We start from the raw sequence: 20,931 nt of genomic DNA on the forward strand, positions 1-20,931 counted from the left end.
TAAAATAAACACTTGACTTAGTTTCTCACGAATGACCAGAAGAGTTTAAACTGGCGTCTCAAAGTTTTAAAGTGACCTTTAGTCAGTCTTGAGAAAACATATGATGGCCGTAAATAATAATTGATATATGCTTTTTTTGTCAACGTCTTGAGCTCTTCTAATGTAATATCGTTAATGACAGCTTCCGGAAAAAGTGTATTATCGCTAAAACGTAAGCCAGGGTTGCTCTCTGTTTTCTCAAAAAGCTTCGTTCCCGGATATGGCGAGACAATATGAAAAAGCGGATAATCCGGCCAAAGCTCATATGCAAATTTTACGATGTCTCTCATATCTTGCCGATCTGATTCGGGAAAACCTATCATAAAGAAGCATGCAGTATCGATTCCTGCTGTTTTTACCTGTTTCATCCCTTTGCGTATCTCGTCCATAGTTATGCCTTTGTTTATTGTCTTCAGTATTCTATCACTGCCAGCTTCCACACCAAAATGAATTAAGCGGCAACCCGCTTTCTTCATATAGCTGAGCAGTTCATCGTCTACGAGGTCAAAACGCGTTTGACAGCACCATGAAATTTGATAGTTTTTTTTGTCTATATACTTACAAAATTCTATAACCTGCTTACGGAAGACGGTAAATTCCAGATCAATGAAATATATGTTTCGTGTCCCAAAACTATTGATCACGTGTTCTAACTCCCGGATAAGTTTATCCACACTTTTTTTACGCACACCATGTCCATATGGCTTTAACAGGCAAAAACTGCAATCTGACGTGCAGCCACGGGTCATTTCAAGGATGCAGAAATTGTCACCTACCATCTCATAATAGTATTTGTTCATGGGAAGTAAGTGGAAAGCAGGAATAGGCAGCTCATTCAAGTCAACCAATTTTTGATCGGGATTTTCGATTATCTTATTGCCACTACGGTACGTGATACCTGAAGTTTCTGAAAATGTATGGTTATTACAAAGGTCTAAAATAGTATATTCAGGTTCTCCTCGTATAACGGCACACGCACCGGTTGCCTGAAGCATCTCCACAGGTCTCACTGTCCCGTGGCTGCCAGCGATATAGACCTCTGGAACAACTTTTTTTAGCTTGGAGACAGTGTCCAGAAATGGACTAATATCCAGAGATGGACATTGCCATCTGTCTAAACTCGTTGAGGTGATAAAAACCTTGTGATATCCCATCGCTCGTCTTGCCACTCTCTCCGGGCCTAACTGTTCCGCATTTGCATCGAGAATTGAAACATCTATACCTGCATTCTCAAGTATTGCCCCACAGTTTGCCAGGTCAAGAGGCTGCCATGTACGATTATAGATTCGTCCTTTTCTATTTACCAACCGCCCCTGAAATGGATTTACTAATAGAACTCTCATTTTCTTGTGCCTGTACTATCTGAGCGGTAAATCTCCTCTATAACATACAACGGTCTCTGTTTTACTTCATTAAAAATTCTTCCAATATATTCTCCTATTATGCCCAGACAAATCAACTGAATACCGCCTAAAAAGAGTATGCCTGCCATTATAGTAGCCCAGCCTTGAACGGTGTACCCCAAAACCTTCTGAACAAAGACACTGGCCATATACATAAACGCCAGAAAAGATGTACAATATCCAAGCCACGTTGCCAGTTTTAGAGGCATGTTTGAAAATGAAGTAATCCCATCAAAGGCAAATTTAATCATTTGACTATACGAATATTTTGTCTCTCCGACAAACCTCTTTTCTCTGGAATAGTAGACACCGGTCTGTTTAAAACCAATCCAGCTTGTCAGACCCCTGACAAATCTGTCCTTTTCTCTCAAACTCTTAAACTGTTCAACCGCCCGTTTACTCATTAACCTGAAATCACCCGCATCCAGGGGAATGTCAAATTTTATTATAAGCTTCAGTAATCGATAAAAAATTCCCGCAGAAAGAAGTTTCATTATGCTTTCACCCTTTCTCTTCTCACGAATACCATAGACTACATCATAGCCCTCCTCCCACTTTTTGACAAATTCAATTATTATTTCAGGAGGGTCTTGAAGGTCGGCATCAATTACCACTACTGCATCTCCGGCTGCCATGTCAATTCCGGCAGTGATCGCAATTTGGTGACCAAAATTTCTTGAAAATTTTATAACCCTGATATTAGAATCTGAATTTGCCAGACGTATCAATTTCTGATAAGAGCCGTCATTGCTTCCGTCATCTACAAAAACAATCTCATATGACAAAGTTTTGAGAGAATCTACTACATCTCTAACGCGACCATAAAACTTGTCAATGCCCTCATTCTCATTAAAGACAGGAACTACAATTGATATAATTCGTTCTCCATCAACTTGGTTTCCATTAAACATATCAGCACTTTCAGTTTTTTTTTCAATCATCGTGTTGGTTTTGGATATATTCTTCAATAATATAGTAATAAAACAGTAAAGCAAAGAATGTGTAAAGAAGCCGTTCAGTCGTTAAATGCATGTTGTTTTAGCACTCTCCTTTTATATCTATAATACAGCTCTTTTATGGGAGTTATCCAACATCCGAAAAATGAAAAACGGATTTTCTTAATTATACGCACTATTTGGGCCCTTCTCATTAATTGGTACATTTCATCTTTTTTGATATCTTTAGGGAGGTATACAAGAGTCGCCTGATTCCATTTGCAAAAATCGGGTTCAATGATCTTTCCGTATTTGTCAGCCATATCGTAAAATTGTGTTCCCGGGTAAGGTGCTGCAAAGGAAAACCAGGCCCTGTCCGTAGGAAGTGTAAAGGCAAAACGTATTGTATCATTAACTGTTTTTGATGTCTCTCCAATGTTTCCAATCATGTACATTCCCGCAACATAGAAACCATTTTTTTTTAAAAGATGGACGGCATTACTCGCTTTTTCAATAGTAATGCCTTTTTTAATGTTTTTTAAAATCTGCTGATTGCCTGACTCTATTCCTATGTAAATCCATTGTATACCTAAACGCTTCATAAGCCGTAGAACTCGTGGGGTTATAACATTAGCGTGGACCTGACATTGGAATTTAAATTTAAGATTACGTTTTTCCAGCTTAATTATCATTTCTTCCATGCGTTGTTCTGAATATATGAAAATATCATCCAAAACTATTATTTTCCTAAATCCAAGCGTTTGAGATATATAACCAAGAAATTCAACTATGTAATCTACAGAATGAAAACGCTTATTTGACGAGCGAAAACCATCTTTACAAAAAACACATTTGTATGGACAACCTCTGGCAGTAATAATAGGAAATTTCGGATCAAGCGATGGATCAAAAGCAGTTTCATCCAAATCTTCTTTTTTAGGGAAGGGAATAGAATCCATTTCCTCTTCGGTTAAAGGTTTTCCCTGAAAAATCTTTCTTTGAGAACAAATTGGTTTAGATGACGTTATCTGTCGCATACAGTGTTCACCTTCACCCTGTACAACAACATGTCCATGCTTCAGAGTTTCTTCCGGTAAAGAGGTAGGATGTACTCCACCATGGACTACGCTTACATTGGATTTCCGCATTAAGGCATCTCCAAGTGCCATCGCGTCCAGTGACTGGCTGGTCATGGAGGATATGCCAACGATACCGGGGTCATGGGTAAGTATCTGATCCGCTATGTCATCAATCGATAAATGAGCATAGTTTTTCTTGAAAAGATCAAATAATTTAACAGTATATCCACTTTGTCTGACAAAGCTTGATATATACATTATGCCATAGGGAGGCATTCTACGACCAGAGTAGGAACCGGAATCACTGTTTTTCTTAACACCGGGATTTGGATTATTTCTGGATCTAACCAGAATTAAATCAACCATTTACATTCCTTCGAATTCTCTTATTTAGTAAAATGTAATGCAGTATAATATCATTATAAATGACAAAATATATTTATTAAAAGATCGGTTCAGATATTTAAAACGGGTAACTGCCCTCTACGCAGACGAATTCCACCTAAAACGGTAAGCACCAGACTATAGACAGCAATTCCACAAGAAAAGCCGACTAAAAGACTGGATGGTCTGAGTATGATAAGTAATACTGTCATTAAAAGACTTGCAACAGTCGGGCGCCATAATCTTTTTAGAGATACAAATGGCAAATCATGTATTGTTGCATACTTAAACAATAGTATGCCTGTCAGACATTCTGTAAAAACCGTCGATATTGCGGCCCCGATGATCCCATACCTGGGAATCAATAAAACATTTAAAACTATATTTACTATTATAGAATATAACACTGTTTTCAAAAGAATATTTTGATAACCTCTGGCAATGAGCCCTGCCCACGGTACTATACGAATTACTGAAAAAGGTATGCACCAGATGAGGATCTGCAGCGCCAATATCGAATTTGTATAACCATCACCAAATCCAAGGTTTATAATCTTCGATGCAAACAGACAGCCACCAACTGATATTGGCAAACTGACAGCATATGTATGCGCAAGCGCAGTTTGATAAAGAGTCTTTTCACCGGCACTCCCGGATCTCAGTCTCGTTAGAGCCGGCAACAGACTCATTCCATATGAAAAACCAATATTTGCCAGAAAACAGATTAGAGTGTACGCGGCAGCGTAATAACCCACACTTTCTCTATCGCGGAAAAAACGCAGGAATATCAAATCGGAATTATAGATAAAAAGCCATAATATGGCCTGGCTGAGGAGTGGCAATGCACGTACAAAGATTGGTAATGCCGTGGCCATGTCCCAACAAAAACCTAATTTGTAGTTTCGTTGCCTCAAGGCCATGATCAACAGAAACGCAATACATAACTCACCGGATATTTGCGCAAATGGGACTCCCCATAACTTATCACAACTCTGCACGAGACAAAGTACTATACCCATAGTCAGCACTTCACCAATAATTATTGACAAACCGATTGGCAGTGCATTTTCAAGCCCCAGGTGGACCCATTTGGTACTGGCTGCTATCGGAATCAATGAAAAAAAGTATAAAGACATGATTGTTTTCTCCGGCTCCGGTAGAAATAGCTGTGCTCCCAGGATTGTAAAACCTGTGAGTAATACTGAAAGTGTCAAGCGGGCGCTCAATACAGCAGATGCCAGATGATTGACAGAATCGGGGAATTTGGCAATCTCTCTGGTACCAACCACTTCGATACCAAAATCAGCTATTTTTGAAAAATACAAAGTAACACCAGCCGCAACTGCTATTACTCCATAACTCTCAGCTCCTAAAATCCGCGCCAGATAAATAGTCACACCAAACGCTATTACACGGGAGACCATCTCTCCGGTACCTAAAGTCAGAAAATTACCGGCGACATTACTACTGTCACTCATTTTTCACCATGTTATGTCTCGATGTCATTGACATTCTAGATTCTAAATTGTGTAACAAGGTTAGTTAACATTAATCAAAAACAGGACTTTATCTGTGTGTTTCTTGATGATACTTCCAGTCGTTTTTTGATGTTCTTTCATGCCTGAAATCAAGATTGCCTGGAAAATTGTTTATGTTTATTCAGGCAGCAAACTGACATGTTGCCTGAGCTTTCTCAGACTGGTCTCCAGTGACAGACCGCGCATACAGACGTGACCCCACACATCCAGATGCAGTAATCTCATAGTGAGGCCCTGATCAGATTGACTCATAATATTGTGCATCTGCCCCTGAGACAACTCGAACAAATCCTTGACAAAAGACTCATCGAAATATGCCGGTGAAACTTTCATACGCTCAAAGGCTGTTGTCCAGAACCCAATCTTGGTTCTCCGGCTCAGTTCACGTGGAATATATCTGTCGGCTACCTTGCGGACCACCCACTTGTCTCTTATTCCGGGATGCGCTTTCTCAAATGCTGTTGGAGAAAGTCTAATCTTGTATCGATATGGCATATTTACCGCTATTTTGACAACCTCATTGTCCAGGAATGGAAATCTAGCTTCAATACTGGCAGCCATGCCAAGGCTATCGTTTCGGTGCAACAATGTTCGCAGGTGATAGTTCAGATATTCTACCGTACGTATATTACCTTCCTCGATTTTTGTGGATACTATCTTTGAGGCAAAGTTATGAACATTTTGTGTTTCCTCCACGGTTTCACACCGGTTTAGAAGCATCTTTACAACCTCTTTTCCATTTCCCTCACACGGCCAGATAATTTTTCCCAAATCAGGAATTTTGTTTACAAGTGTTTTCAACCACACGACAAACCTATAGTAAGTATTTACGAGCCTCTCTCTTCCCAGCCATGGATACCCCAGGAAACACTCGTCTGAACCTTCACCGGAAAGCATTCCTTTCACCCGGTGCTTTTGAACCAGTCTGGATACCATCAGAAACGGAGCACAGTTTGGGTGATAAGTAAATGGATGCTCATAATGTTTCATTACTTCAGGCATCAGATCAATGAAATCCTGTTCATTAACGTCTACCGTCCTGAGTTCAAGTTTCAAATGCTGAGACAGCTTCAGGGCCGCGTCATATTCGCTCCAGCGGCCTTTTATATTTGCATGAAAGATAGCAAGGTTATTATGCCTTTTGGCCGCCATGGCCATTAACAATGAAGAGTCAACTCCTCCACTGCAAAACGCTCCGACTCTGGAATCCGCAAACATATGTTTCTCAACACTCTTTAGCAGTAAGTCCTCCATCTTATCTACTATTTGTCCCGGTTTAATTCTGGCTAAATTATCTATATAGTCGGGGTCCCAGAAGTCCTGCATAGAGAAAAATCTTGAAGACTCTGCAGGTTTGCCATTCCGAACAAAAATCATACTGCCAGGAGCAAGGGATTTAACTTTCCTGTAAAAGGTAAACCCCTTGGTGGGACCACCAAACCCAAGGAGATAAGATGAAATAGAAAACTGGTCCGGTTTGAAATTGATCCACGGTCCCATTGCCTTAATTTCAGAAGCAAAGGTAAATATACGATCATCACCATATACAAAGAGGGGTTTCATACCAAATCTATCACGCGCCAGGAGCAACGACCTCTCCACTGTATCATACAGGCCAAAGGCGAACATGCCTTCCAGTTTCTGGAGGACAGATTCTGCATCACCATTGAGAAGGCATTGCAGCAGTACTTCTGTATCACTGGTGGTCTGAAAAGTAACGTTTTTCTCTATCAGCTCAGCACGGAGATCTCTGAAATTGTAGATCTCGCCATTAAAAACCAGGCAGTAACGTCTACTTTTATCCCAAAATGGCTGATTGCTGCGGGAATGTAAATCTATAAGAGTCAATCTTTTATGTACCATGCCTACACCCTCAGAAGCGTAAATTCCATGAGCATCCGGGCCGCGATGATGTAGCAAGTTGGCCGAATTGGTCAAATCTTCCAAGGCTGGTGTAACCGAAGAGTTACGATAAATTATTCCGAATAGACCGCACATATATGAAATCTTCCAATCACGTCAAGATGAGTTTTTATTATCTATAAGTAATAGCTATTTTTTTACTATTTCGTGCTCATAATAGCTTTGAGGATTATCTTCTTCACCCTTCCGTTTATTGTCAGTTACAACTTTTATACCACCGGCTTCTAATATTTTCATCATCATAGATTTTCCTGAGCGTGGTAGAACTGAACAATTGTTATAACATAATGCATTTGTTTTCCTTTATTTTTAATCTCAGATTTAATCACTTTACTTTATAATAATAAGATAATTGAAAATTGCAACAAGGCTGCAGAATTGTCTTGAAGCCTGACATTAAGGACCATTGAGACTTGAAAAATATTTCAGCGAAAACGGTCAAGGATGTCCTTCGGTATACCATTTACAATTGTCAGGAAAACTATAAAGAGTATACATCCAAGTGGGAGAAGAATTACCAGTATTAACCATGCTTCCTCTATCACTAAACTTAAACCCCACAGGCAGGTTGCCATTAGAAATGCTGCCAACAGAGGTCTCACCGCCGGAATGAGGTTTATCTGAAAACCGATTAGATTAACAGCGATAAACCCGCATCCGAGTATAAACCCTTCAGCAATTACCGTGGCCGTAGCGGCTCCCGTCAACCCAAAGAGAGGGATGAGAAGGAAGTTTAGACCAATGTTGATTACGGTAGCAGTAATCATAATCCATGTTTCGATTCTCATATGATTGCTGACGACCAGGATATTATGAATTGTACCTTCAAGAAAAATGAATCCTATACTCAAGACAAGCAGCTTGAATGCCATGGCCCCTTCTATAAATTCAGGACCAAAGATCGTACTGAGGATAGGAGAGGCAAGGACTATTCCTCCCACAACCAGGAGAGCACTCACTGCTGCAGATAGCTCAATAGAACGACCCGCAAATTCAGAAACATGAAATATTCCGTTTTTCAATGATCGAGCCATGCCCGGTAAATAAGAAATCTGGATAACACAGGCTAGTGCGTACAGCAAATAACATATACGATAAGGGGCGGTGTAGAGCCCAACCTCTCTTTCTCCCAGCAAAAAGCCGAGAAGTACAACATCAAATGTTAATATTAGTGTTCTTAACAAGCAAGAGATGAACAGAAACCCGGAACGCTTCAGGATGTTCCACCCTTCATGAAAGACTAATTTGACTCGACCGAAAGACCGGATATGGATTAGCAGCAGAATCGCAGCACACATATCACTGACAAACATTGCCAGTGGGACCCGGTACACATCCTCCAAGCCATGTACGGTAAGGATTACCAGGATTACGTACATCAGTTTGCCCAGAATTAACGCAACACCAACCGGACGGTTCCGTTCAAGGCCCCTGTATACCCAGGAGATGTCGAGGGCCAGGGAAAAGAAAGATAATGCTGAGAGAAGTAAAACAAAACGGACCGTCCCTGGTTTATCAATCAGGAAAGAAATAATTGCCATAGAGGTCATCGCTATGATTGCCATGCCAATACGTATCAAAATTGCACTGAACGCTATTGAAGCGGCATATTGTGGTCTATGCGAAACTTCCAGAGCACCGATATCATCGAAACCGGCCCGTACAATGAGGTTAAAAAAACTGCACATTGCAAAAGCAAATCCGATAATTCCAAACCCTTCCGGGCCAAGTGTACGGGCAATGTATGTCAACCCGACAAAAGCTACGCATCGAGAAATTATCTCGCTGCTTCCTAAAGCCGTAATATTGCTTATAACGTTAGCCGATTGAGACAATTTCATTGTTGCCATATGAACTTCCTTGCAGTTGTTGGATTTTACCTACTACCATTTGAGTAACGGCAGTGTAACTTTCCTTGTCGTAAGGACCTTGAAATCATCATCACCACCACTTTTTCTTGAGTTTTGCTGCAATCATAGTCCTGATTAATTGAAGAGGTTGAAAAACAATGCTGGACCACATTGACATTTCATGTGTGCAGAAACACTTTTTTGCCCTGATTGCAGTGAGGAGTTTTCTGGATTCCGGAGATTTCCATATTTCAAAGAAATTTCTGTTTCGCAAATTCCCGAGAGGCTCATGGATTTCACAAACACTTGTATCTCCGTTAGCGTACACGACACCACTCAAAACGCCTGCGAGACAGGGAATGACCTGTCGCCTCTTCCGGATTGTTTCACATTTGGCATATTGCAGCAAAGGTCCCACCTGGGAGCCACCCCGTTTTTTTTCACGTTTTCTCCACAACTTTTCTAGGTGAGCATAAAGCTCTCGGTACTGTTCTAAAACAGGTTTTCTAAGAGCCTGATTCATCCAATTATCTCGAATTAAAGCAATACCGTGATGTTCCATTAAAGGACAATTATCAAAAAGAAAATGAGACAATTTTCGAACTTCTTCAATATTCTCTGATGTTACCGTTGACTCAGCATGTATTTGCAATCTCGTGTCATGTTTTCCTAATTTTGACAGCATATTATAGGTATCGAGTGCCTTTTGAAACGACTCCTTATTCCCTCTCAATGTATTGTGATAATCGGCCATACCATCAAATGATATTTCAATAACCAATAAGTCCAGGGTCATTTCTTTCAACACTTTACGCACCTGATGATACGTTCGGTCTGTAAAATATCCATTCGTGGATACGTAGATTTTTTTTACTGCATTGTTGTTTATGAAGAGGCGGCATATCTCACAGAAATCATCTCTGATGAATGGTTCTCCTCCTGTAATATTAAGATTTTCTATATGAGCTAACTCTTCAGAAAACTTTTTGATCTCATTAAATGTCAGGTCGTCTTTTTTATTGAGTTTTGTCCAGTAAAAACAGTGTCCACAGGACAGATTGCAGGTAGATGTAATATATAAAACCAGGAAGGGAGGGGTTGCTGTCCGATCAATCCTTAATCCTTGCAAGGCTATTCTTTCATATCGGACAATGCTCTTTATCAGGTGCATTATTTAAACAAATATTTTTATATCAGGAAAAAGCTCTCTTATTTTAAGATAGTTAAGACTGGGACTGGAAGTAAAGTCCATACGTATAGTTTCTAGGAAACCCACAATCTAAACAGTTTAATGAGCTGTTCGGCAGAATTTGACCATCGGAATTTTTCAGACAGGGCAATGGCAGAATGCCTAAGCTGCTGCGCAAGTCCTTGTTCTTCAAGCAGACTTATCATGGCCATTTCGATATCTTGTTCGTTCTTCGGGCCAACAGCTATGACAGCACCCCCTAACAGTTCCGGTAACGGACTCTCAGTCGTTGCGATTATCGGTGTGCCACAAGAAACCGCTTCAATTCCAGGCAATCCAAAACCTTCCATAATTGAAGGAACTATCAGGGCCTCTGCTCCCTGGTAAAGTGCTTTCAGATCATTATCTGGCTGAAATCCGAGATGGTATATATATTCTTCTTCACCAGGATTGTCCTTTGCACAAGTCGGATTTATACCCGGCGGCAGAGAGTCCTCTGGGCTGATAATCACAAGTGACAGGGTATCCTGCAGGCGTTTCTGCTTTAATCGCCTGAACGAACTTATGAGTACTCCCAGGTTTTTATGTGGACCATTATCACCCACATAGAGTAGATAAGGTAGAGTAAACCCGTGACGCTTGCTCACCATCCGTTGAACATCAGATCGTTTAGTGGGAAGGCCGAACGTAGAGTCGGCACCGTATGGAACGACACCTATTCTCTCTTTTGGCAGTTTAAACACTTGTTGAAGATGTTCCTGCATGAATGTAGAACCGGTCAGAACATATTCGGCCTGTCTAAGGGCCAGGCAGACCTTAGCCCTGCGCAGGAACCTGTGCCCAGAGTTCAATACAGTAAGATCGGGATACAACTCAGGAATTACATCATGAATCGTGACAACGCGGTGTTTCGGCTTTGTCACAAAAAAGTAGCTGTCAACAGAAGGGAAGAACAAGAGGTCTAAGGATTGTTGTGCCACGGTCCGTGTCATTTTCCACATATCGGTAAAACGACGACGACCTATTCCGGTCGTATCAGTCTTCAATTTACGCGAATGAACCGGTACCACCTTTGTGTGTTCGGGCCAGTAATGTTCATTTTCTCCGGTTGAATAGTCGAACAGGATGTATTCATTGTCATGGTCACACTCCAGTAGTGCAAGTACGAGTGATCGCGTGAAACGACCAAACCCACGTGGATTTGTCCATGTTGTAATATCGATGCCTATGCGCACAACATGAGTCTCAATTCAAACAGTTGGGGACGTGACTGGTTCGATGTCAGCAGTAATGTTGTAAAAATAGAATAATTTGTATCCATTTCACACAAGATGCTAATAATGAAGTTCTGGCCCACTTGCTTTTCTGGATAATGATGAGAGTCTCTTTGGGACATCTTGATATCTTTATGGCAATTAAAAAAAAGGTTTTCCACCAACAATTATATTCTGTGACGGCGAGGGATATCTCCTGTTGTACGTATACTATGAACGTAATCTTCTATAGACATTCTCGGCCTACCCAGTTCTTCCCATGTATTCAAACTTTGAAACGGTTCATGAATATTGTTGGCAATATTCATGGACTTGAAAGCATCCGGACGTGCCAACCGAAAGAATACTGCAATCCTCAGGGCCAGGAGTGGGATAGAAATAACCTTGATACGAGGATCGAATGCCTTGGCAAAACGAAGAGCAGCTTCTCTAAAGGTCAGAGCTTTGCAACCTTGTATATTAAACATTTTGTTCCAACAGGCAGGTTTTTGAAACAAATCCACCAATTGACGGGCATAATCATCACCAGCAATCCAGTATCTGACAAAGGGTTGATGGCCGGCGTAGAGTAATAATCTCCCTCGCAGAAACAGAGGCAGGGTCTCCATAAAGACTGTTGGCCGCGTGATCAGGAACGGATGTCCGGAACTCCTGATCGCTTCTTCAGCTTGAAATTTCTGAAACGCATCAGGCCAATCCATATTGAGCGTAATCCCAAAGCCGCTGATCTTTGCGATAAGGATATCTTTCCTGTCTTCAACTGCTTTCAAGACATTACAAGTACCATCCAGTTCCGGTCTGAAAGGACTACTATGAGCATACGTAGCCAGATTTAAATAGATAATTTCTACGTTTTGAGCTGCTGCAATTAAACTATTGATATCCCTCAGGTCACCGTGGACAATTTCAACTTCCTCAGGAAGAACAGCAGATGCTTTGCTCGTGTGACGTGACAAGGCTCTAACGTTAAAACCTTTTTTTACTAAACGCCTCACAACAGGACGACCGAGAACTCCATGGGCTCCGATAACGAGAATCCGTTTATTCAATCTTCTTTTCAATTATATAATCGATAAACAAAAATTCTATCTCCGCCACAAATTTAAAGAGAACACAATGTTGTTAACATATAAAAACCTAGTGATTTTTTCATTTTATGCCAAAATCATTAAACACTTTTAACATCTGCATTGACGATTTCTCCCAAGAAAAAGTGGCTGCTCTTTGAATTGATTTACAAACAAGTTCATTTCTTAACTCATCATTTCCCAGAATTGTAGCCAGACAATCCTTAAGATCATCAGGGTTGTATGGATCAAAAAAGAGACCCGCATCACCCACGACTTCCGGCAGTGAAGTGGTTCTGCTTCCTATTACGGGTGTACCACAAGCCATAGCTTCAACAGCGGTAAGTCCAAATCCCTCGATAAAAGATGGCAGAACAAAAACGACAGCAGCGTTATAAAAACACACTAATTCTTCGTCAGGAATGAATCCGGTAAAAATAATCTTGTCCTTTAACCGAAGACAATTTATCAAGCCTTGCAGGCTATTATCTATAAGAAAAACATCCTTCTTATAATCCCCAACCAGGACTAATTTGATATTTTTGTTCTCCGTTTCATTTATTAATTTGGAATAAGCTTTCACCAGGGTTGCAAGGTTCTTATGTGGTGCAATTCCTCCAACATAGAGTATGAATTTAGTAGAAATATCCATGCCATGACGAAGAAGGGTTTCATGGAACAAATCTGTTCCTGGAAACTGACAAAAAACTTTATCCGGGGCCTCGGCAACAACTCTTATACAATTTTCTGATATTTGAAAACGTTCTATAATTCCTTTTTTTGAAAACTCAGATACTGTTAGTATTAAATCAGCCTGTTTGTTCGCAACCCAAACCTTAATGTCCCAGAAGAAACGATGCTTTCGGTTATTAAAAATCAATTGAGGGTATTTTTCGGCAATCACATCATGTATCACCACTATCTTTTTTGCCTTTGTAAAAACGGGAAAATAGGTATAGACGGAAGGGTAAAACAATAAATCCAGGTGCTCCCTTGAAACAGCTTTTGATGCCTTCCACATATCCTTTAAGGACCGATTTCCAGACGACGAAGCGGCCTTACTTGGTGCTTCTAAGATATCGAAACAGATACGTGAAACATCGGCAGGAAACTCACCCGTTTTGTCAGTTTCCGGATCTACAAAAAGAATATATTCATTTGCTTTGTCCTGCTTGAGAAGAGTATTCAACAGCCCTCTTGTAAAACGCCCGTATCCTCGCTGATTTGACCAACAGGCAGCATCTATTCCTATCCTCATTTATTAGCTTTTTCTGGTACTGAAATCTAAAATCATGCTATAAGGCCATCCAGTCATTGTTCTGCTTAATGTCCCTCAAATAAGTCCGTATTTCACCCCTGTAATACATCCAAAACATACTCTATAAATCATAAAAACAAGATGGGTATTGCCTCAATAATAAGAGCAGATTTTACTCAGAATCCAAACCCCCGCTGTTACCGTTTTGTTGAAGGCATTGGACCCTCAACAACGTTATATCCTCCCCCTGTAATGCTTGGGCCTTCCACTATCCAAATTGACCGGCCCGAATACTCTTTTTGTAATCGGTTCCGAATATCCTCATTCTTGTCCCACGCGTAGATCGGTACGTCAGTGTGAAGATCAACAGGATTGTAAATGGCTGCCGAGACATAATCAGGTTCTCTGTTACCTCTAATCAAAACAAGGCTCTTTCCAAAATTATTTTCTTTTGCAAGATGGCGAATATCAGGTCGCATTCCACGATAGAGGTGATATTTGTCTATGGCACGCCATGGAAAAAAGTTTATTAATGTTATAAAACATAGCAAAAAACCCCCACATATCACCCTGTTACCCTGATGAGTAACGGGAGACAAATCGGATTCCAACCTGCCGGCAAGTACCTGAATTCCTCTGACTGTCAGAGCAATGCATGGAACAATAGCTAAATACCAATACCTTGCCCCAAAGTCAGGCCCACCACTAAACCAGTAAAATGCGTGTGCTGCGATAACGGTAAAAATAGCAGACAACATGAGATAATCATTTCTCTGTTTTACTCTTGAAAACAGCATAACAGCAAAAAATATCAAAGAGCCAGTACTCCATCCAAGCAGCTCTATGTTAATTGAGAAAATATTAAGATTTGAGTTTACCAGTACATCCATGAAACCATGGCCGGGATACGGGTCATGGGGCCACTCAAACCCACGCTCCGGCCCAAAGCCAAGTGCATTTGTCATATGGCCATAATATTTGTCAAAATATGCCATTATGGGAAACTTCAACGGGTTGCCCGTTAAAAACTTATTATACGGTAAAGCCAATGAACCTAGAATGATAGCGCCAAATACAAACCCTGCGATAGCAGAAAGCCTTAGTCTCTGCCCGCCTAATCCGATAGCCCAGAGACCAAGAAGCCCCGCAACGATTACACCCTCCAGAGGTCTTGTCAGGCTCACCATTCCAACTGATAATCCTCCAATCCAGGCCCATGATACCTTGCCGGTCTTTCTTGACCAAACTACTGCAACTGCAGAAATCAAGGTGCAGAGAAGAGTTAGTGTATGCGTCATGAAGTTTGTAGCCATAAATATAAACCAGGGTGATATGCATAATAAAAGGGTCGCTATACGAGCAGTATATCTGTCATATATTGTTCGTATGAAGATATATGCAAGCAGCGTACTAAAACCCCCAAGGACAGGATTAACCATCCATGGCACTCCAAAAAACATTCCTATTGCCAGTATTGCCGGCCAACCGGGAGAGACTGGTGAATACCACCTGTTATCTTCATAGGTCATAAGGTCAATATTAAAAGCTTCCGGGACAGGAGCGGCAGGCATTGTGAGCATGCCTGCCGCAAAATATTTTGCATGATATAGATATCCGACTTCATCCGGAATGTGAGGATGCCTTTCATAAGATATAATACTGAGAACAGCAGCAAGCAAAGTTACCCCTACAGAAGCAACTATTGCAAAGGGGTCAATACCGTCGTAATCATTTTTCCTTCCTGACCGTTTTAGTATTTTATCTAATACCTGCTTTAGGGCTATGAGTGTCTCCTCTGGAAGATTCCAAACAACTAATATAACAGTTGCCAGGTTCAGGAGTTGTATAAAAGTTGCAAATGGAAGTTCTAATGAATAAGTAAATATCTCGCGTGAAACTGTCGCACTTGACAAAGAAAAGAGTAATCCAATACTCAGCAACTGCCAAAACTTAAAGGTGCGACAAAGCCAGGTTTGAATATCAGGCCAGAGAGTTCTGAAACTCGCCACAACAAGAACTGTTTGAGTCAGGAGAAAAAAAAGAAGAAAGAGATTAGTCCCTGTCAAAAGACTATGCAGAGGTTTGTAATGTTGATATCTTACATACGGACCAGCGTTAATCAGTTGCAAGGCCACAGCTTGTCCGATAATGGAGAGTGCAAACCAGAAGGATGATTTTCTCAATCGCCTATGTATTGTACAGCCCCGTATAATTAGAGCAATGCCAACAGAAACAGGCAGGCAAAACTCCCCATTGAGCCCACCCTTAGCATCGTGAAATTGAGGACAGTAATAAGCCCATGCAAAAAAAGATATACTACCCAAAAAATATAATAACTGTTTTAATCTGAACAAAACAATTTACCTGTCTGAAAAGAAAGTAACAGTACCTGGACGGTTAAAAGAAAATGAGATTGTTCCAGCTTCCACCTTTGTTCCTATGTTCATCTGTCCCATATCAATTCCGTTGTGTACTCTATCGGTCAGCGTAATATTGTAAATTCCCACCGGAACATTATTAATAACAATATCAGTATGACCATGTTTTTCATTTAAGATGACAATTGTGATTTGTCCCTCATGAGACATAAAAGCTACAGGTTTCACAGCATAATTGCTGCTCTTTATATCAACACGAACATATTTTGGCAGAATATACTTACTATATTGTTGAAATGCATAATATTTAGAATTTGGATATGCGAAGGAGGTATTAGGATGGAAACCGTTAAAATACGGTGCGTTACTTTCATCCCCATCAAACCCTGTCAATATATAATGTTCCCCGGGATTTCCATGTTTCAGAGCCTGCCAGTTAAGTCCAAAATTTTGATAAAAACTAACATCAGCCCAGACAAGGGATTTGTAAATGTCTCGTGAAATATTAGAGGAATCTCCCCATTCAGTTTGTGCTGTCTTCATTCCGGTTGTCTGTGCACGACTACGTATATTATTCAATGTTGACTTTCTCAAGCCTCCGTAGCCATGAAATGAGAGCGTATCAACATAAGGGAGTAAGTCAGGATAATCTCCCTGCAATTCATCAAAAAATGGTAAAACATTTTTACTCCTCATCGTATCAGGATAACGCAATTTAATGTTTGTATACCCTTCGGATTGTAATCGATTAACTAAGGCTCGCATATTTCTGAGAAGTTGTGGTTTTGACATAACGGTATTATTGTCAGGCTCATTAGAAGGAGTGATATAATCCGGTATTATATCGAATTGGTCATCCATCCTCTTTATACATCCTACTATTAATTCTGCGTATTCTTCCGGTTCTGTCAAATGCCATTGTATAGTATCTTTTGGATAGTCAAAAGTAATAACATGTAGGTCTAATGTCAACTTTTCCCCATGCTCTTCAATCAGTTTTTTCATAGGAATAACATAATCTTCTAAATACGGATCAAAACCTCTCCAATCTATCTGTGTATAGTCAAAATTATTGCAGTCTTCATTATCGTTATCCATCTCAATTCCGAACTTACCACTGGGACTGAACTCAAAACGAACTGCTGTAATTCCAAGGTCATTAACTGCGTTGCTTAAAAGCTTATTTAGTATGGATTTCTGTACTGGTTGCGTATTATTTTCTAAGGTATCCAGATCATCCATCCACCTGTTTATAGTAACTTCCCAGCCTCCCCAAGTCTGAAATTGCTTTGAAGTATCAAGCGTTAGCAAGACTTCCGATCTGAATTGTTGCATAACTGATATCTTTAAAATGATAATTAATAGAAAGAGAGGAATAGTAATTATCAAAATTTTTCTGAGACCAAAGTGTTTATAAATTGTTTTTAACACAACTTAGGCTATAACAGCAGTTAATGTTCCTGTAACTAATTTGTTTATAATTTTTCGCCCCAGCCTCTTTTGATATTCCATTTATCATCTCTTAAAGCCGTGACTTATTGTATGGTTTTCTATATTTTGCGACTTAACAAGTCTGTACATTCGTATATTACTGCTTGTACTGGGTATTGAAAAAAAACCTAACCCCTGCGGGATTTTACTGTAGACTATCTCTAATCCCTCTAAGTCTATGTCAGTGCCCAAAACCCATATCTCATCACCAATATCTACTTTAAATTTATCTAGTTCAGCGTATTCTTCGATATAATTTGCAATAGTCATTACCTTAAAGTTGCCTAGCTTAATCCATGTTTCAGTTGAATTAGTAAGGTCCGGTCTTCCGGAAGACCGTGAAACATACTTCGCGCCTACTATCTGAGCATTGTAGTGAAAAACGTTTCCTGTCCAACCGTCGTGAACAATAATAACAGTACGACTTGGGCCATGATATGATGTCATATCCTGTAACGCAGACTTTATGTCGTCCGAAAAGTGAAATCCCTCTGCAAATACAGGAAACTGAAAATGTTTTTTTTTGTATGTCTGGTGCAGGATACCTCCGTAAATATGATAAAGAAATCCTCCGGTGTAAAGCTTCCCATCGTGTGTTTCAATGAATGCACGATTGAAGATATTTGAAACCCGATCAGGCGTGAAATGACCCAATCCGATAAAAAGATGCAGAGAACTAAGTGTTAAAATCCCCAACCACACAAGAGTTACACGTAAATGGTATCCTTTTATTAAAATTTCAGCAAGATTTTTTAATCCGACTATACTGCATAGTACTACAGGAAAGACTGTCAATAAAAAATAACGTGGCGTAGTTGTCGAACCAAAATAGAATAGAAATACCGGTAAACACCACACCAAGACACATATAAACAGCTTTTGTCTCTCTTCCAGCAGATCTCTAAATCCCCATACAGCAAAAATCAATGGAAATGGTGAGATAGACCAGATCAGATAGTACCAGAATTTTGTATGGTAACGAGGATTAAACAGATGTGTCTTAATAGTGGAGTGAATATTATCCATATGTGGATCGAATGAAAAAATTAATGCATAGATAATAATCATTACGATTCCTATGGCCGCACATTTAAGGACCGTCTTCTTAATCGAATTATGATTAAAATAAATAAGCATGGCTATAATGGGCGTTAACAAAACTGTATCGGCACGGATTAGGATACCTAAACCAAAGAGAGCTAACGCCAGTGACTCAATACCCTTTTTTGGTAAATTTGACAATAAAGCTATTGATGCTAAAGCAAATACAAGTGCAACAATAGCAGTATTGCCATAGCGGCTGTTCGTCCAGAGTATCGGGTTAATGTAGAGACAGAATGCCATTAGAATCCGCTCGGAATACTTCAGTTCTTTGCGAAATGAGACAATTGAAAATAACGGTATCATGGTCCCTGCAATTACTGACAGTGTAATCATTATCAATGGGATATGGGTAACGTTACTACCAAATACCATATCAATAATTTGCACTAATCTATAATAACCTACCTGAGGACCATAGCGGTAAGTATCCCCAATGTTATCACGCACAAGCGCCGCTATTCCGGTAGCTATTGAGAGGTCATCAGTCTCCCAGAAAAAACTGTAGTTGGCAAATAGCAATCGACCTATTAAAAAAGCGGCAAATAATACAGAAATGCTTGCTAATTTGACTGTTTTGCTGGTATTACCGGAAATTATATCACGATACAATCTTGTCTTTTCACCGTTCATACTGTCTTCACCACATCCTGGTCTTTAAGAAAATTCCTGGTGTATCCGGCTACCTTCCGTCCATCCCGTATTGCATAATTTATGCCCCTGTCTTCAGGGTAAATCTGGGCCATACTGGCAATATAAAAACCGTCAACCGGGGTAGCATAATCCGGTATAATGTGTCGGTATCCGCAAGAAACAATAGGCTGAGCATGTTTCGCTCTCCACACCTTGTAGTTAATTATCCAGTCTGGGCTAAATTCAGGAAATATGCGTCGTATATACGGTAGAGCAAACAAGAGAAGTTTTTTATCCTCCAATCCAAACATTTCTTCATTCGGCAGAAGATATTTGGACAAATAAACAATGTGATGTCCTGAATAATGAACAGGTGATTCAATGTTTGTATGTTCAATGATACCAACAAAAGGGAAAGAGGGATCATTTACATTAATCCAATACAGTTTTGACAGGCTTCGGTCTAACTGTAGTACCAGGCACACATTCGCCAGGTAATTTATCTTAATAAGACTTTTTGTAAACTCATCAGACACATGAGAACGCATCAGGCTTGAAATTACAGGCAAAGCAGTAGTCGCAATAGCGGCATCACATGGTAAAACTTCACCATTGGCAATCACGCCGGTAATGCGGCGATTCCTCACTTCCAGGCCTCTTGCTGATGATCTGTAACAAATAGTGCCACCATGAGAAGAGATAAAGTTGACAATATGATCTATAATTACAGCAAAACCACCACGAAAATAAATGAGCTGCTCTTCTCCCATCCTACCTCGGCTGCCTCCCCGTAATACAAGTTTTGCCCATAACCATGCTGCTGATATACTGGAGGCATAATCGCCAAACTTACCAGCTAAAAGAGGTTCCCATACAACGCTGAAAACCTCTTTACCGACAAGAGAAGATATCCATTCAGCCGCGGGAATATCGTCCAACTTCAACCAATCCTTATATCTACGGGCCTTCAATACCAGTAAACCGAGTTTAAATCTGTTGTACAATGACAGAGGAGTGAAACGCAAGAGATCAACAGGGGTAGATAAACGATAAAGATTATTAGAGAAATACATTCCTGTCTGCGTTGGAGATTTTATCATACACCTGTTCAGTTTCAAATCATCAATCAGTTCAATGACATGGCGATCATTGTTAAAGCAATGATGGTAAAAACGTTCAAGACGAGTTTCTCCAACAGAAAAACTTCCTGCAAGACCACCGATCTGATCGTCCGCCTCAAGCAGTGTAACCCTGATTCCACAGCGTGTTAATTCATAAGCAGCCGCTAAACCGGTGAAACCGCCACCGATAACAATAACATGCATTTTATTTAAATTGTTTTTCGTATCGCTTGCCATAAAAAAAAGTCCTCTTTCCAATAAATAAATA

14 protein-coding genes are annotated in these 20,931 nt (G+C 40.2%); all 14 read right to left on the bottom strand.

The genetic code is table 11. From position 1 onward, the window contains the following. Positions 1–17: 17 nt before the first annotated feature. Entirely contained in the window at positions 18–1,382 is a 1,365-nt protein-coding gene (locus SCALIN_RS07160; protein ID WP_096893807.1) for a B12-binding domain-containing radical SAM protein, read from the bottom strand. Continuing rightward, positions 1,379–2,383 carry a glycosyltransferase family 2 protein gene (locus tag SCALIN_RS07165; protein WP_230406573.1) on the bottom strand — a complete coding sequence of 335 codons (1,005 nt, stop codon included), beginning with the start codon at positions 2,381–2,383 and terminating at the stop codon, positions 1,379–1,381. The genes SCALIN_RS07160 and SCALIN_RS07165 overlap by 4 nt, the downstream gene beginning before the upstream one ends. A 74-nt stretch (positions 2,384–2,457) precedes the next feature. Next, positions 2,458–3,822 carry a B12-binding domain-containing radical SAM protein gene (locus tag SCALIN_RS07170; protein ID WP_096893808.1) on the bottom strand — a complete coding sequence of 455 codons (1,365 nt, stop codon included), beginning with the start codon at positions 3,820–3,822 and terminating at the stop codon, positions 2,458–2,460. Positions 3,823–3,911: 89 nt separating this feature from the next. Continuing rightward, positions 3,912–5,318, bottom strand: a complete 1,407-nt coding sequence (locus tag SCALIN_RS07175; protein WP_096893810.1) for a flippase — start codon at positions 5,316–5,318, stop codon at positions 3,912–3,914. A 177-nt stretch (positions 5,319–5,495) separates the two neighbouring features. Then, positions 5,496–7,376, bottom strand: a complete 1,881-nt coding sequence (gene asnB / locus SCALIN_RS07180) for an asparagine synthase (glutamine-hydrolyzing) (protein ID WP_096893812.1) — start codon at positions 7,374–7,376, stop codon at positions 5,496–5,498. Between the two features lie 350 nt (positions 7,377–7,726). Further along, positions 7,727–9,151 carry a flippase gene (locus SCALIN_RS07185; RefSeq protein ID WP_096893814.1) on the bottom strand — a complete coding sequence of 475 codons (1,425 nt, stop codon included), beginning with the start codon at positions 9,149–9,151 and terminating at the stop codon, positions 7,727–7,729. 91 nt (positions 9,152–9,242) lie between these two features. Further along, on the bottom strand, positions 9,243–10,280 hold the full coding sequence (locus tag SCALIN_RS07190; RefSeq protein WP_162532196.1) for a radical SAM protein: 1,038 nt from the start codon (positions 10,278–10,280) through the stop codon (positions 9,243–9,245). Between the two features lie 134 nt (positions 10,281–10,414). Beyond that, on the bottom strand, positions 10,415–11,575 hold the full coding sequence (locus SCALIN_RS07195) for a glycosyltransferase family 4 protein (RefSeq protein WP_096893818.1): 1,161 nt from the start codon (positions 11,573–11,575) through the stop codon (positions 10,415–10,417). 206 nt (positions 11,576–11,781) lie between these two features. Beyond that, positions 11,782–12,663 (bottom strand): SDR family oxidoreductase, encoded by an 882-nt coding sequence (locus tag SCALIN_RS07200; RefSeq protein ID WP_162532197.1) that lies wholly within the window; start codon positions 12,661–12,663, stop codon positions 11,782–11,784. Between the two features lie 100 nt (positions 12,664–12,763). Further along, on the bottom strand, positions 12,764–13,939 hold the full coding sequence (locus tag SCALIN_RS07205) for a glycosyltransferase family 4 protein (RefSeq protein ID WP_096893822.1): 1,176 nt from the start codon (positions 13,937–13,939) through the stop codon (positions 12,764–12,766). 197 nt (positions 13,940–14,136) lie between these two features. Further along, entirely contained in the window at positions 14,137–16,293 is a 2,157-nt protein-coding gene (locus SCALIN_RS07210) for a glycosyltransferase family 39 protein (protein ID WP_096893824.1), read from the bottom strand. Between the two features lie 6 nt (positions 16,294–16,299). Next, positions 16,300–17,652 (bottom strand): glycoside hydrolase family 30 beta sandwich domain-containing protein, encoded by a 1,353-nt coding sequence (locus tag SCALIN_RS07215; protein ID WP_096893826.1) that lies wholly within the window; start codon positions 17,650–17,652, stop codon positions 16,300–16,302. Positions 17,653–17,832: 180 nt separating this feature from the next. Beyond that, positions 17,833–19,542 (bottom strand): hypothetical protein, encoded by a 1,710-nt coding sequence (locus tag SCALIN_RS07220; RefSeq protein WP_096893828.1) that lies wholly within the window; start codon positions 19,540–19,542, stop codon positions 17,833–17,835. Further along, positions 19,539–20,900 carry an NAD(P)/FAD-dependent oxidoreductase gene (locus SCALIN_RS07225; RefSeq protein ID WP_203415388.1) on the bottom strand — a complete coding sequence of 454 codons (1,362 nt, stop codon included), beginning with the start codon at positions 20,898–20,900 and terminating at the stop codon, positions 19,539–19,541. Before SCALIN_RS07225 ends, SCALIN_RS07220 begins: the two co-directional genes overlap by 4 nt. Between the last annotated feature and the right edge of the window lie 31 nt (positions 20,901–20,931).

It is taken from the genome of Candidatus Scalindua japonica (assembly GCF_002443295.1).
Classification (GTDB): domain Bacteria; phylum Planctomycetota; class Brocadiia; order Brocadiales; family Scalinduaceae; genus Scalindua; species Scalindua japonica.